The sequence below is a fragment of the Streptomyces sp. NPDC002536 genome, assembly GCF_053594995.1.
Window position 1 is genome coordinate 1 of sequence record NZ_JBSFWU010000096.1, and the last position, 14,642, is coordinate 14,642.

Sequence of the window (14,642 nt, forward strand, 5' to 3'; positions counted from 1 at the left end):
CGGGGACCCCCCCCCCCCCGCCGGGCCCCCGGGGCTGTTACATCATGCGGCTCCGCCGCGTGGGCGCGACCAGCCACGACGAACCCGCAGCCGAAGCACTGCGCTCAGGCCAGGGCCTTCCGGGCCCGCTCGATGTCCGGCCGGAGGCTGTCGGCGTCCGGCACCGGCGGCAGCATGTCGGCGTCACGGAGGCGCTGGACCAGCTTGTCCAGGTACTCCTGCCGGTCCGCGCGGGAGTGGCTGGGCCCGTGCAGGGCCGCCTGCCAGGACTCCTCGGTCCAGCGGGAGATGTTCACCTCCTGCTTGATGAACTCCTCGTTGTATTGCTTCGCGCGCTCCACGAGCGCGTCACGGATCGCCGTGTCGAACTGCTTGCGCAGCTTCCCCGGCAGCTCCTTGATCTGCTCGCGCGCCTTGCGCTCGGTGCTCCACTTCAGCAGCTTCTTCGCCTCGGCGGAGGCACCGCCCTTGTCGATCTCGGCCATCTTCTCGGCGGCGTTGTGCAGGATCACGGCCTTCTCCGCGGCGAGTTGCTGTTCCTCCGCCTCGGCGGCCGACTTCACCAGCTTCTGCAGGCCGTCGGCCCGGAAGTCGTCGACGGACTTCCGCCACGCCTCGTCGCGGGCCTGCTGGAACACCGTGATCGAGGGGATCTGCGCCTCCTTCCACTTGTCCGTGAAGTAACGGGCGCCGTGGAGGGTGATCCCGGCCGGCCACAGCGGCGAGACCAGCAGCGCATCGGCACCGAAGCAGGCCGCGGTGTCGTCGGCGTCGAACGTGCCGTGATCGGCGGCGGCCCCGGCCTGGGTGCCGCAGCCCACGAAGGGGACGATCGCCGTGATGGCGGCCGCCTTGTCCAGGCTGGTGGTGTCGTTGGCGAAGGCGTCGTGAACGCCCTTCGCCCACAGCACCCCGCCGGCCACCAGCAGGGCCCCCTTGGCCGTGCTCCCGGCCGACTTGAAGTTCGCCCGGAGCTTTGCCTTCGCCTCGGGCGAGAGCTTGCTGTAGCCGCGGATCCGGGCGTGGATCTCGGAGGGCGACAGCTGCTTGCCGTCGGGGGCGACGACCTTCAGCCCGTACTTCCCGGCCAGTTCGCCGAAGACCTGCTCGACCTGCCGCGCCTCCAGGTCTTCGAGGGCCGTCTCGCCGGACGGCTTCTCACCTGTGGGCTTCTCGCAGGCGACCACGGACCGCTTCGCCCGCCCCGACGAACTCCCGCCCCCGCACACGCCGTTGCCGTCGGGCCAGCCCTTGCCGGCGAGCCACTGGCCCATTCCGGGGTGCGAGGCGTCGTCCACGCCGACGATGAACAGGTACTTCCGGGGTATGTCCCCCTTGTAGGCCCAGGCGCCATTGGTGGACTCGCCGCCGAGGGGCCCGCCGCCGCTGTCGCCCTTGAGCGTGCCGCTGAGGAAACGGCCGTCCTTCTTCAGGGCATCCCACCGGATCTTGACCCTGATGGCGTCGCCGTTCTTCTCGATGGCGTTGCCGCCCTCGATGCCCTTCCTCGTGGAATCCCACATGAAGACGTGCTCGTGATGCCCGTTCTTCGCATACCCCGAACCGGCCCTCGCCAGCTCGGCATCCACGTTCTTGCCCTCGGCGACCCAACGGCTCTTCGCCGTCTGCAGCCCGTTCCGGTGCAGGGACTCGCGCAGTTCGTCGGGATTCGCCTCGCCCCGGGGCCGCTTGTCGACGACGATGTGCGTGTATTCGTCGGCGAATTCCTGCGGGGCCGGGGCGGATGCCCCGCTCTCCGGTCTGACGGGTGCGGCCTGGGCGACGGTGGTACCGGTGACGGCGAGAACCACGGCCGAAACCATGACCGTTGTCGTGACGCGCCGGGCGGAGAGCCGCTGTCTGGAGTGGGGCATGGTCGTCCTCTGCAGGTGTCGGTGTGGGGCAGCTCCACGCTTTCGTCACCCGGCGAAGTGTTCAATCGGCCGCATGGCTATAGCGGTCATCCTGCGGAGGGGGCCATTCCCCTCCTCCCGGCGGGGGTGGGCCCGTGGCACAGCGCCTTGCCGTCGGCAGGGAGACCCAAATCCACAGGTGAGAATTTCCTGTCGTCCTTGGGTGTCGGGATCGGGCCATGTGCGGTGATCTGTTTCAGCCGGTCCGATGAGCGGTTCAAGCTGTCTGCTTGTGTGGTCGGCGGAGGTTGCGCGCAGCTGTGGTGGCCTCAACTGTGCCAACTTTGTGTGAAGTTGGCCATTTGTTCCAGGCTTCATTATTCCTGGACGTTGAATCCCTGTGGGCTGTGACGGTTATAGCGCTCGCCACGGAACGGTAAATTCCGGTGGCGGAAAGAAGATCGTTGTCGTGTTCAGGAGAGCCCGTTACGATCACGAAAGAACGGTCCGGCGGCTCGGCGACCGGGGAGGGGGAGCCGGTGAATTACGTGTGCGCGCGGATGTGTGAGCGTCCGTCGCCGCCCCGTGCTGTCCTCGATCGCCGAAACACGTCGACCGTTGCAATACAGCGCCATGTTGCAGGCGCCATTCGCTCGATCTGACCAGGACGGACTCGCAGCCTTCCATGCCGTCGTGACCTTGCATGCCCCCTGCGATCGTTCGCTTTCCCGCCACACATCGTCGCCTTGCGCGACGCCCGAGGGATTACCGAAATCACCATGTACAACAGACACCTCACCTCCGCGCGTGTCCGGGAGCTCGTCACCCGAGGCATCGTGACCACCACCGCGCTGGCCGCCGTCACCGCCGCCGTCGCCCCGGGCGCCGCCGCAGCCGAGCCCTCGACGGCGGCTGCCCAGACCACCGTCATCGGCACGACCTACGAGCAGCGCGTCGACGCGGCAGTAAAGGTCGGCTACGAACCGACCCCGGCGGAACTCCAGCTCAGCGACTACGACTTCATCCATCTGCTGTGGCAGAAGGCCAGGGACGCGGGCGAGAAGCTGGCGACGGTGCGTACGGCCGCGGAAGAGGCCATGTTCAGCACCAAGGACGAGGACCGGGTGCGATTCATCACCACGGGAATCGACGAGGCGCGCAGGCTCGACCAGAAGCGGGAGGACGAACGGGACGAGGCTGCCCGCGCGGCCAGACTCGCCAAGTCCCAGGCGCTCCTCGCTGTCGGTATCCCGAGCAGCCCGGAACTCCTGGAGCTCAGCGACGACAATTTCATCCGCGCCATCATGAAGCACGCGGCTGCCGGTCCCGAGGTCAAGGCCGCCGCGGCCAAGGCGCTGGGCGGAAATGCTGCGGACTGGCGGGAGTTCATTGTCAACGGCGTCCGTGAGGCCCATAAGCGCGACGTCGAGAATGAGCTCAAGGAGATCGAGGAGAAGAACCGGCAGGAGGCCGAGCGCAAGAAGGAGCTCGCCGCCCGCAAGAACGTCGCGGCGCTCTTCCGCACCACCCCGACTGAGGCCATGCTCGGCCTCGCCGACGACAACTTCATCCGCGAACTGCTGCGCGTGGCGCCCGACGACGTCAAGGGTACCGAGCTCTTCGCGGCCGCCCAGAAGGCAGCACTCAGCTCCGACCCGGCGGAGTGGAGGAAGTTCCTTCGCGCCGGGGCCGATGAGGCGTACAAGCGCGACGACGAGATTCGACGAAAGAAGCTCGCCGAGGCCAACCGGGCGCTCGCCCGGCGGATCCAGGCGGCCGCGGAGAACGGCGGCGTGAACCCCAATCTGGTGGCTGCGGCCAAGAGGGCGCTGACCGGCAGTGACGAGGACGTCGCCGCTTTCCTGAAGGAAGACAGCCAGTATCGGGCGCGGCGGCAGTCCGTCATGTCGAGCTTCGTCACCGACGAGGCGTGGTACATCCGCCGGTCCGGTCCGGACGGCAACCGGGCCTACACCGCCCCCAACGGCCATTCGAGGAACAAGGCCGACCGGGAGGACGCCACTTGGGTCATTGTGCCTGCGCTGGCCAACAACCCTGGCTGCTTCTCCTTCGAGTCGGTGGGCAAGCCCGGCTACTACCTGATGGCACGCGGGGCACGCGGGCAGGACGTCGTGTGGGTCTCCGGGGACGACGGCAGCTCGGAATTCCGGAGAGACGCTACGTGGTGCCCCCGTCCGGGCTTCAACGGGTACGGGAAGTCCTTCGAGTTGGCCAGCAAGCCGGGCGTCTGGCTGCAGAACTTCCAAGGGGAGCTCTACGCGCAACCCCAGTACGGCACCGACTTCAACAGGGATTCCACCTGGCTGATCACCGAGCCGTTCGCAGACTGACCCGCTTCGCCCGAAAGCCCCCACCCAGAAGAACGGAACTCACGATGCCCCGGACCATTCGAGCCGCGCTGGCCGTCGGCGCCAGCATTGCAGCGCTGGTCGGCGGCGCGACCTCTGCGTACGCGGACCAGTTCACTGACACCTACACGTCCGTGCGCCTGCAGGCTGAGCACAGCGGCAAGTGCCTCACCATCGAGAACGCTCGCATCGGCACCGGAGCGAACGCTGTCCAGCAGCCCTGCGCCGAGGATCTGGACAGCCAGATCTTCAAGCTGCGCTCCAGCCGTTCGGGGACGATCTCCGTGCAGGCCAAGCACAGCGGGCGCTGTCTTGCCGCCGACAGGGCCTCTCGTGACGTCACACAGCTGTGGTGCTCCGACGGCTCCGAACAGCGCTGGCAGGTGTTGCTCGTCGAGGTTGCCAAGGACCTGTACGAGCTGCGTCCCGTGAACGCTCCGGAGTACTGCCTGACCATCCCCTACTTCACCGATGACAACGGCGCGAGCAGCCAGGCCGACGGGTCCAGAGCGGGGATCTATCCCTGCAACGGAGCCTCCAACAAGCGCTGGCGCATGCTGTCGGCTGCGTCCTGACATCCACTGCTGAGACGAAACGGATTTCACGATGGTCAAGTTCCTCCGTTCCGCACTGGTTGCCTGCACCGGCGCCGCCACAGCGGTCGTCTGCACGACCGCCGCACACGCCGTGCCGGGCACCGCCGACCCCACACCTGCCGAGACGATCGTCAACCTTCGGATGCCGGCCAGCGATATGTGCCTGGACATCGCAGGTGACGCGACCACCAACACCCAGAACGGCGCCAAGGCCATCCAGTGGGCTTGTGACGGTTCCGACTCCCAGAAGTGGCGTGTGATCCCCGTCGACAACTCGTCCTTCGAACTTCGGTCCGTGCGCAGCGGCAAGTGCCTCGAAGTCGAGAACAGCGGCACCCAGAATGGCGCCGACGTGCAGATATGGGAGTGCACCGGGGGCAAGCAGATGCGCTGGCAGACCCCCCTCGTCGACCCCGTCAAGAAGCTCTACGAGTTCCGGGTCACCCACACCACCGACCGCTGCTTGAACATCAACGGTGGAGCCGACCCTCGGAAGAACGGCATAAGAGCGATCTCGTGGCAGTGCGACCAGAGCATCGACCAGCTCTGGCAGATCAAGGTGGTCAAGTGACCACTGAGAGGCCAGCGGTACGCGCTCAGCGATGGTTCGTCCCGGTGTTGACGGCCGGAGTGCTGGTCGGCGGCATGACCGTCGTCGGAGCGGCTCCGGCCCGGGCTGCCGCACCGGCCGCGACAGCCGTCGCAGTCGACCAGCCTTCGCCCGTCAGAGCGATGGCGGCCCAAGCAGCGCGGGACCGAGTCCTCAACATGGCGATGTCGAACCTCCCGTCCGAGATCCGCACATCGGCATGGCTCGCCCTGCGCAGCTCCCGCGGCGACGCGGCGATCGCTGAATGGCTCGCCCCCGGTGGCGGTTTCGATGCCGCCATGCGACGCATGAAGGAGACGAAGAACCTCAACCGTGCCTTCTGCGAGCGGGTGGCGGGTACGCACACCGTGGAGTTCTCCCCGTCGGTGCACGCCGCGGCGGAACGTGCCCTGAAGGGCTCTGACGCGGACCGGGCGGCGTTCGCCAAGTCGGGCTACGCCGAGGCACAGAAGCGTGACCGGGCGGCCAGGGAGGCGGACGTGCGACATCGGCAGGAAGTCGCCGCCAAGGACCGGGACTTCGTGCGGAACATTGCCGAGCACGACCCGGGCGAGCAGGTACGCGTCGCGGCGCAGTGGGCCCTGCGGCCCGTGGCAACCGACGCGGACGTCGAGGAGTTCTTCGGCTACGGCTGGTCGACAGGCGCGTCCCTGGACCTGGAGGCATACCGGCTGCGGTCCGCCGACGCGGAGACCGTGCGCCACCACACCCTGTCGCTGTTGATAGAGAAGGCCATGGCCGCCGAGGAGGCACTGAAGGGTTCGACCGATGCTGCGAAGGCCCGGGCCGAGGTCGAAGATGCATGGAAGTCGGTGGCCGACCACGCCGACGCCGCCCGCAGAGCATGGCAGGCCGAGCAGGAGGCGGCCACGGCGCAGGCGGAGAGCTGGAAGAAGATCGCCAAGGCCGCCGAGGAGGACGCGGACGGACTCTGGAGGCACATCGCCGGGTCGGCCGAGACCAATCAGGAATCCTGGGCCAAGGAACAGGCGGACGCGGCCGGTACGGCCGCGTTCTGGAAGAACATGTTCGACCGGGCCCAGGACAGCGAGAACCGCGTGAAGGGCTGAAGTCCCTTATTGATTCGCCGGTTTCTCGCTTCATCTCACATCCCCTGCCCGCACGCGAAGGGCGGGGGATTTCTTTTCCCCTCTCGACAGGGAGTTCCCCTTGATAGGTAGATTCCGGCCCGGGGCCGGAAGAAGACGCACCGGTGCGCCCGCGGCGGCGACGAAGGCCGTGACCATGGCGGTGGCCGTGGCACTGCTGGGCGGCCTGACGGAGCAGGCCGCTGTCGCACAGCCGCCCGCCAGGTCGCTCGCGGCTGCTCGTTCCCTCTCCGCTCTGCTGAAGACGGCCGACACGCAGGCGGCTCTGCCACGTTCCGAGCTCGACAGGATCAGTGACGAGCGCGACCGGCAATTGGTCGAGGTCTTCGCGGAGTTCGATGAGGAAGACGAGGTCAAGGAGGCCGCCAAGCAAGCGCTGGAGAGTACCGATCCCAACGCGCTCCGGGAGTTTCTGGACCACGGTGAGGCAGAGGCCCGCAAGCGTGCCAAGGAGAAGAAGGAAGCTGTCGACGCCGGCAACCGTCGGAAGGTCGAGGCGATGCGGGGCACCGGTGGCCCGTACTTCGAGAGCGAGGTCGAGCGTGTCCTGAAGGGGGACGCCAGGGACCGCGCCGACTTCCTGGCGTTCGGCGCCGACATTGCTCGGGGGCGGGACAAGTCCACCGAGCAGAACGACAAGAAGCGTGCGGAGGAGAACCTCAAGCGTGTCGAGATGCTGGCAGCCTCCGGCGGGCCAGAGGTCAAGAAAGCCGCCCAGGCAGCGCTGGCGTCGAACGACGACAAGGTGATCGCGGAGTTCCTGGAGAAGGGCTACCTGGTCGCCGCGCAGAAGGACGCCGACGCGCGGGCCGCCCAGGAGAAGGCCCAGAAAGAGGCCCAGGAGGCCGCCGAGAAGTTACGGAAGCTGGCCGAGAACGCCGCCCGCGCGGCCGAGGCGCGTACCAAGCTGATCGCGGCCCACGGTGACGCGGTCAAGGCGCTCAAGAACGCCTCCAACGCGATGAGTTCGGCAGCCGCGGTGTCACGCCAGGCCGACCGGATGCTCGCCGCCGACCGGGCCGGCAAACGTCTGTCGGAATACGACCAGGTCAAGGCCGAGGTCGCCCGCCAGGTCAAGAACGCCGAGGAGGCGGCCAAGCAGGCCGAGGTCGCCGCGGGCCGGGCCAAGGTGCAGGCCGACGTCCTGGTGGACACGGGACTGCCCCATGGCGCGCAGTGGGCCGAGATCGCAGAGGGGATGGCATCCGCGTCCCGGGCCGCGGTCAAGGCCACCGAGACCGCCCAGCATGCAGTGGACGCCACGGCGGTCGACGCAGCGGGCCTCGAGGCCAAGAACCAGGCCGAGTTGCACGAGGAGCAGGCCAAGCAGTGGCGCGCCAACGCCGAGCAGCACGCCCGGGCCGCCGCCGAGCTGGCGGACGCCGCCGGCCGGCAGGCCAGGATCGCCGCCGACGCGGCCGACAAGGCGAAGCAAGCCCGCATCGACGCTCAGAAGGCCGAGCAGGCAGCCTGGGACCACGCAAAGAAGACGCGCGATGCTCGTGTGGAGGCCCAACGGCAGGCCAAGATCGCTGCTGAGCAGCGGGCGATTGCCGAGCAAGAGCGCGCTCTGGCTGCTGAAGCGCGTGCCCGGGCGGAACGCGAGCGTGATAACGCCGCGCAAGCACGCGCCCGCGCGGAGGCCGAAGCCCGTACGGCGGCGGCCAAGCGCGCGGAGGCGCAGGCGGCCGCGGCCGACGCGGCAGCGGCGCGGGAGAGGGCAGCCGCCCAGGAGGGCAAGGCGGCCAAGGCGGATGAGCAGGCCCGCGGCGAGGAGACCAAGGCGCGTGAGGCGCGGAACAAGGCGTCCGACGCCGAGCGGGAGCACAAGGCGCAGGAAGCCAGGGCCCGGGCCCTGGAGGCGATAGCCGCCGCGGCCAAGGGCACGGAAGCGGCCCAGGATGCCCGCCGAGCGGCGGACGAGGCGCGGGCGGAAGCCGGGACGGCGGGCGAAGCCGCAGGCCGGGCCCGTTCGGCTGCCGACGAGGCGAGCGGCGCGGCCATACGGTCTCGTTCGGCGGCCATCGAGGCCGAGGGGGCTGCCTCCCGGGCGCGGGCCGCGGCGGCGGAGGCCTCCGCGCACGCCGCGCGCGCCAACGCGGCCGCGAACCAAGCCGAGGCGGCTGCGGCCGCCGCCAACCAGGCAGCGAAGCAGGCCGAGTCCGAGGCTGCCGCCACCCATGCCGCGGCCGAGCGGGCCAACAGCAAGGCCGCAGAGGCGACCGCTCAGGAGGCGCGTGCGGGCATGGCCGCGCACGAGGCTGCCCGTCTGGCGGGATTGGCTGCGACCGAGGCAAAGGACGCCTTGCAGGCGGCCAATCGCACCAAGGACGAGGCTGACGGCGCGTCCCGCGAGTCCGCCATGGCGCAGATCCAGGCCACGGTCGCGGTGCAGGCGTCCGCGGCGGCCAGGGCTGCCGCAGCCGGCATCGCCGACCCTGCCAACACGGCCATCGAACTGACCGCCCCCTTCAGCGGTTCCGACGTCGACGCCGATTTCGCCGCCGCCGTGGCTGCGGCCGCGAAGAAGCTGGGTGCGGACCAGGTCACGTCGGCAGAGGCCAAGGCAGCCGAGGCGGGGAAAGCCGCCGACGCTGCAGAGGCCGCCGCGGCCCGGGCCAACGCCCAGGTGGCTCCGGCCTTCAAGGCCGCCGCCGATGCGGCCCGTTCCTCCGCGGACGCGGCACGCTCGACGGCGGCCGCGCTGAAGTCCGCCGCCCAGGCAGCAGAGGAGGCCGCTCAGGCCCGCGCGGCCGCGGCCCACGCCAACGAGGCGGACGCCCAGGCCCAAACCGATGCCAACGACGCTCGCAACGCCGCCAACGAGGCCTATGCAGACGCGTCGGCGGCAAGCGACGCGGCCAACCAGGCCGAGTCCGAAGCCGTTCGCGCCCGCGCCGCCTCCACCGAGGCTGACAACCAGGCCGCGGCAGCCAACAGCCTCGCCGCCCTGGCCGAGAAGGAGGCCACGACCGCCCAGGGCGCTGCCAAGCAGGCGACTCAGGACGCCGAGGCCGCCGGCAAACTCGCCGACTCCGCCGAGGAGCACGCCAAGTCGGCGGAGGCCGCCGCCGAAAAGGCCGACGAGTATGCCAAGGGGGCCGACGAGGCAGCCAAGAAGGCCGAGAAATACGAGAGCGAACAGGCAGGCAAGGACCGCACGGAAGCCGCCAAGCCGAAGGAAGAACCGAAGGGAGAACCCGACAAGGGTTCGGACCTGGACGAGGCACTCAAGGACTCCGGACTCACCTCCGAGGAGTACAAGGACCTCAAGGACCTCGCGGAGAAGAGCCTCTTCGACTACCTCAAGGAAAACGGCGCCGAGATCCTCATCGAACTCTTCGCCGAGGACATTAAGGAGTGCATCGACACCGGGGACATCCCCATCTGCATCTGGGCGGTAGTCCAGAACGCCGGACCAGCGAAGGCACTCAAGATCGTCGGAAAGCTCCCGAAGATCTCGAAGGCCGTCTGGGGTATCAACAAGTTCCTCGACAAGGTCGCTGCAGCACGCAAGAAGCTCAAGAAGTTCGAGGAGGCCCTTGAGAAGATCCGGAAGAAGATTCCCGCCTGCTTGGTGGATTCCGACCCGCCGAAGCGTCCCAAGAAACCTAAGCATGGCTTCGCCGCGGGCGGTCAGCCGGCCGCCCATGCGTACCAGGGGTTCGCGAGCGCCGCGGCCGCTGAGTACAAGAAGTGCCGCCCCAAGGTCGTGTACCGGAGCGACACCCGGGGACCGGATGAGATCTTCAAGATTGGGTTCGAGCCGCGCGGGTCCAACATGGATCTGATGGAACATGCTTCCGGATGGTCGAAGGACTCGGGGTACGTGGCGACGACCAAGTACGAGTCCATTGCCAAAGGCCGCGGTGGCAACGTGTACCAGATCGACGGGATTTTCGGGATCGACGTGAACGAGGCATGGCCGGAGAACGTGTATGCCGACGAGGAGGAGATCGCGATTCCAGGGCGTATCGACCCGAGCCGGATCATCGGTGTACGGCTACGCAACGGGACCTGGCTACCCAACCCCAACTACCGCCCCCTGGGACTGTGATGGAAGAAGTGCGCCTGATAGCCGGCGGTCATGATGGTCGCCGGGAGACCGTGGTTCTTGAGGTTGAGGACTCGGGCACACCAAGCGTCAAGCTGGTCCGGGCCGATGGGACGACTACCGTTCATCCGGATGTGGATCTCTTCGAGTGCCTCAAGGCCGTGCGCCGCACCCTTGAAGGAGAAGGGCTCCTCCTCTGCTGCCAGGGGTCGCGCCCTACGGTCTTCCCGTCAGGGATGGGTCGCCAGATGTCCAACGGCCGGCTCGCCTACACCTTACGGCGGGATCCGCCGTTGACCGATGCTGATCTGGTGGACATCTTCGCGTCGGCTCAGTTCTCCGAAGTGGGTACGCTCGAAGACCAGCGCCGAGCGGTGATGCGGTTCTTCGGGTTCCCGAACAAGTAGCCATGAGGCCTCGCCGGATCCGTCACCGGTGGGGCCTCTTCGGCTATTCCCAACGGCATCAAGCAGTAATACTCGAAGGGTTTGGGAGGCAGGCATGGGCTTTCTGCAGGACCATGAGGCCGACGTGACGGTGGTCGCGGTTCGGCCTTGGGGATTGGAGGTCGAGACTCTGGACGGAATGCGGGGCCTGATCGACAACACCAAGGACCCGGAGTGGCCCTCGGGCGACCGATCCGACATCGTCGGCAGGGAGTTCCATGTCGTTGTGCTCGACGACCAGCGTGATCCGGTCAGACTCAGCGCACTCGACCTGGATCTGGAGATCGCCCGCAGGCTGAGGGAGACGACGGAGCGCTGACAGGCGCCGCGGGTTCCGCGTCGACCCCGATTCACTCGTGGGAGGCCACTGGCCGGATGTGCCGCACGTACACTTCGAGATCTTTGATGAAGCCGGAAAGCCCTTGGCCAACAACCACGTTCCACTCTCGGCAGGCAGCAAATGACGAAAATTGAACTGGGGAGGTGCGGTCGTATCCTGTCTGGGTTTTACGAGGGTTACTTTGTGAAACTTCATGACGATTCCGATGTTACGGGTGGGTACTACGTCTTTCTTGTTGACGACCTGTCCGAGCCGACGGGCGGGGGCGACTACTGGGTGGAGGACATGGCGGCGCTCGAATCGTTCGTGGAGTCCTCGCAGTGGGAGATCGAGTGGGTCGAGTGAATCGCTTCCGCGATTGATTGCGGCGGGTGGTTCGGGCCCCGGCGCTGCGTCTCAGTGTGGGCGCGGCGCTGGGACCCGAACCCGGTCGAGCCGGATCATCGGTGTGCGGCTGCGCAACGGGACGCGGCTGCCTCACGCCCAACTGCCCTTCCTTGGAGCTGTGATGGACGAAGTACGGCCACACTCGCGTAGCGACGGGCTGTCGGGGCAGGGCCGTGCCGGTCATCCCGCGGTAGGGGCGTACGCCGCCCTCGGCGGGGGCGCGCGATGTCAGTCCCGCGTGCCGCCATCGTGTGTATGTTGCAGGTATGCCTGAACGGCCCCCGGTTGCGGGCGCATTGCCCGACCCTGCCCGTCACCCCGGCCGAGCTCGCCGAGGCGGCTCGAACGGCAATCGCTGCCGGAGCGCAGGATGTCCATTTGCACCCCAAGGGACCTGACGGTACCGACACACTCGACCCCGACGTCGTCGCCCGGGCCGTCGAGGAGGTACGTGCAGCCGTCCCCGGCATCCCGGTCGGTGTGACCACGGGAGCGTGGGCCGACCCCGACGCCCGCCGGAGAGCCGCTCTGGTGCGGTCCTGGACCGTCACCCCCGACCACGCGTCCGTCAACTGGCACGAGGACGGTGCCGGCTTGGTCGCCGGTGCACTGTGCGACAAGGGCGTCGCCATCGAGGCCGGCATCTTCTCCGGCACGGATGCGCCGAGCCGTTTCCGCACGTCGCCGTTCGCCCCTCGCGTGCTGCGTGTCCTCGCCGAGGTCACCGACACGGACCCGCACTCCGCGCCGGCAACGGCAGAACGCCTCCTGCAGGAGCTCGGTTCCGACCTGCCGGCGCCGGTACTGCTCCACGGCTGGAACGACGGCGCCTGGCCCGTCCTGCGTATGGCGGTGCACCGGGGGCTGGCCACCAGGATCGGCCTGGAGGACGTGCTTCACACCCCTGATGGGGCTCCGGCAACCGACAATGCGGTACTCGTACGGGCTGCACGGAGCCTCTGAGGCGCGGCTGGTGGGCGCTTCAGCCGTTCTCCGGCGCCGGTGCGTGGACCACGAAGGTGGCCCACGCGGCCGGGGCGAAGGTGAGTCGTGGGCCGCGTGGGTTCTTGGAGTCGCGGACGTGGACGGTGGCGGGGGTCGTCATGACTTCCACGCACGAGGGCTCGCTAGGCCCGCTGTAGCTGCTCTTCGTCCACTTCGCTTTCGCTGTGGAACGATCTCCGCTGGAGGGCTTGCCTATCATGTCTCTCCCAGTACGTTTTCGATGAAGGCCAGTGACTCCCGTGGCGTGAGAGCCTGTGCCCGGATGGCTCCGTAACTCAGGTCGAGGAACTGGACCTCTCTGGGGTCGGTGATGACGCGGCTGGCGAGTTGAACCGCTGTCAGCCCGACCGATGTGCCGTCCTTGAGTTTCAGCAGCCGGAAGGGGCCGTCGAGACCGGGGTTCTCCTCACTGCTCAGGGGGAGGACCTGCAAGTCCACGTTGCGCAAGTGGCCGATCTTCAACAGGTGTTCGAGCTGCCGCCGCATAGCCATTCTGCCTCCGATGGGGCGGCGCAACGTAGCCTCGCACAGCACGTAGCTGAAGGCCGGCTGTGCCGTTGAAGCATCGACAATCGTCTGACGTGCGACACGAGCGGCAACGAGCACTTCCAGCTGCTCCGCGCCGAAGGGTGGTCGGCGACTGCCGAAGACTGCCCGCGCGTAAGCCTCTGTTTGCAGGAGTCCGTCGATGACCGTGTTGTTGTACGAGCACAGCTCCACGGCTTCCTTCTCCAACTGTGCGAGATCCCGCACCCTCTTCGGGTACCGCGCCTCCGCGATGTCCTTCTTCATCGCTGCCAGCTTCCCGCCCGCCCCCAATGCTTCATCCGCCCTGTCCAGAAAGTCCGGCTTCGGGATGCGTGTACCGCCCTCCACCTTGTACACGAGCTCCGCGCTGTACCCGATCGCCCGTGCGAGCTCGCTGGCCGGTAGCCCTGCCGCTTCCCGCCACAGCCTGAGCTGACGGCCGACTGCTGCGACCGTCACCACGGACTCGCCGTCCAGATCGAGTTCCCAACCGGAGTCCTCCGTCACGCCCATGCGTGTCCACCTCCCCTGTGTCCGTCCCCCAACGCCGCACGCGGGCACAACGTAACGGCGGACAGCCGGGACAGTTCCGTACACGTCTGGACAGCAGCTGTACAGAATCGGCTTCCTGGCCGCACTGTGTACGCGCGCCCTGCCACGCTGAGTGACGTGAACGAGCAAATAGCCCCCGCCTACAGCGCGATGCGTGACGCCGTCGACCGCATGCAGGAACTCGTGCCCGGCAAGCTGGAGATCGCGAAGGAGGGGATCGTTCACGATCTGACGTCGCCCAATGCCCCGCACGAACTTACGGCGTACCGCATCAGCCGTCGCCTGGAGGCGGTCATGCCGAACGGCTTGCTGGCTCACACCGGGAAGCCCGATGTGGAGGACGCCCACGAAGGCATCATGCGTCGCCCGGACGTGATGGTGATCGCCGAAAGGGACATGGAAGGCGAAGGCCCCTTCGATCCCCGTACCCTCCTTGTCGCTATCGAAGTCGTCTCCCGCTCCAACCCGGAGAACGACTGGCTCGGCAAGATCCGCGACTACGCGCTCCTCGGGATCCCGGTTTACGCGATCTTCGACCCGCGCACGGGCCAGGGCGCTGTCCTGTCCGGCCCCCAGTACGCGACCCGTAAGAACTTCGTGTACGGCGAGGACGTCACGATCGGCGACTGGACGATCTCGACGGAGAACCTTCCGCGCTATCAGTGACACCGCTTCCGGCAGCGGAAACCCCGACTTCTCCCCGCTGATTACGAGGGTTTCCGCTGTCGGAACAACCCCCTCCGCAACGCCCGCCCCCCACCCCCGCCCGATAGGCTGGGACACCAGGACCCAA

13 protein-coding genes are annotated in these 14,642 nt (G+C 67.8%); 10 read left to right on the top strand and 3 right to left on the bottom strand.

What is annotated here, in order from left to right:
* Positions 1 to 104: 104 nt before the first annotated feature.
* On the bottom strand, positions 105 to 1,874 hold the full coding sequence (locus tag ACWD4B_RS27825) for a hypothetical protein (RefSeq protein ID WP_451423334.1): 1,770 nt from the start codon (positions 1,872 to 1,874) through the stop codon (positions 105 to 107).
* 758 nt (positions 1,875 to 2,632) lie between these two features.
* Between ACWD4B_RS27825 and ACWD4B_RS27830 the strand changes: the two genes are divergently transcribed.
* The 9 genes from ACWD4B_RS27830 (at position 2,633) to ACWD4B_RS27870 (ending at position 12,727) form a co-directional block, all read left to right on the top strand.
* Positions 2,633 to 4,204: an AbfB domain-containing protein gene (locus ACWD4B_RS27830; protein ID WP_451423335.1), complete on the top strand. Its 1,572-nt coding sequence runs from the start codon at positions 2,633 to 2,635 to the stop codon at positions 4,202 to 4,204.
* A gap of 44 nt (positions 4,205 to 4,248) precedes the next feature.
* Positions 4,249 to 4,797, top strand: coding sequence for an RICIN domain-containing protein (locus tag ACWD4B_RS27835; RefSeq protein WP_451423336.1), 549 nt, complete (start codon positions 4,249 to 4,251; stop codon positions 4,795 to 4,797).
* 31 nt (positions 4,798 to 4,828) lie between these two features.
* A complete protein-coding gene (locus tag ACWD4B_RS27840; protein ID WP_451423337.1) occupies positions 4,829 to 5,389 on the top strand; it encodes an RICIN domain-containing protein in 561 nt (186 codons plus the stop codon).
* Positions 5,386 to 6,498 (top strand): hypothetical protein, encoded by a 1,113-nt coding sequence (locus ACWD4B_RS27845; RefSeq protein WP_451423338.1) that lies wholly within the window; start codon positions 5,386 to 5,388, stop codon positions 6,496 to 6,498. Before ACWD4B_RS27840 ends, ACWD4B_RS27845 begins: the two co-directional genes overlap by 4 nt.
* Positions 6,499 to 6,673: 175 nt before the next feature.
* Positions 6,674 to 10,594, top strand: a complete 3,921-nt coding sequence (locus tag ACWD4B_RS27850; RefSeq protein ID WP_451423339.1) for a scabin-related ADP-ribosyltransferase — start codon at positions 6,674 to 6,676, stop codon at positions 10,592 to 10,594.
* Positions 10,591 to 10,998: a hypothetical protein gene (locus tag ACWD4B_RS27855; protein ID WP_451423340.1), complete on the top strand. Its 408-nt coding sequence runs from the start codon at positions 10,591 to 10,593 to the stop codon at positions 10,996 to 10,998. The genes ACWD4B_RS27850 and ACWD4B_RS27855 overlap by 4 nt, the downstream gene beginning before the upstream one ends.
* Before the next feature lie 94 nt (positions 10,999 to 11,092).
* Positions 11,093 to 11,356 carry a hypothetical protein gene (locus ACWD4B_RS27860; RefSeq protein WP_451423341.1) on the top strand — a complete coding sequence of 88 codons (264 nt, stop codon included), beginning with the start codon at positions 11,093 to 11,095 and terminating at the stop codon, positions 11,354 to 11,356.
* Positions 11,357 to 11,560: 204 nt separating this feature from the next.
* Positions 11,561 to 11,722 carry a hypothetical protein gene (locus ACWD4B_RS27865; protein ID WP_451423342.1) on the top strand — a complete coding sequence of 54 codons (162 nt, stop codon included), beginning with the start codon at positions 11,561 to 11,563 and terminating at the stop codon, positions 11,720 to 11,722.
* A 297-nt stretch (positions 11,723 to 12,019) separates the two neighbouring features.
* A complete protein-coding gene (locus ACWD4B_RS27870) occupies positions 12,020 to 12,727 on the top strand; it encodes a 3-keto-5-aminohexanoate cleavage protein (protein ID WP_451423343.1) in 708 nt (235 codons plus the stop codon).
* 19 nt (positions 12,728 to 12,746) lie between these two features.
* On the opposite strand, the gene ACWD4B_RS27875 is transcribed toward ACWD4B_RS27870, so the two are convergent.
* Both ACWD4B_RS27875 and ACWD4B_RS27880 read right to left on the bottom strand, forming a co-directional pair.
* A complete protein-coding gene (locus ACWD4B_RS27875; RefSeq protein ID WP_451423344.1) occupies positions 12,747 to 12,968 on the bottom strand; it encodes a DUF397 domain-containing protein in 222 nt (73 codons plus the stop codon).
* Positions 12,965 to 13,810, bottom strand: a complete 846-nt coding sequence (locus ACWD4B_RS27880; protein WP_451423345.1) for a helix-turn-helix domain-containing protein — start codon at positions 13,808 to 13,810, stop codon at positions 12,965 to 12,967. Before ACWD4B_RS27880 ends, ACWD4B_RS27875 begins: the two co-directional genes overlap by 4 nt.
* 189 nt (positions 13,811 to 13,999) lie before the next feature.
* Here ACWD4B_RS27880 and ACWD4B_RS27885 point away from each other — a divergent pair, with 189 nt between their 5' ends.
* Complete coding sequence (locus ACWD4B_RS27885; RefSeq protein ID WP_451423354.1) at positions 14,000 to 14,515, top strand: Uma2 family endonuclease; 516 nt, start codon at positions 14,000 to 14,002, stop codon at positions 14,513 to 14,515.
* Positions 14,516 to 14,642 lie beyond the last annotated feature (127 nt).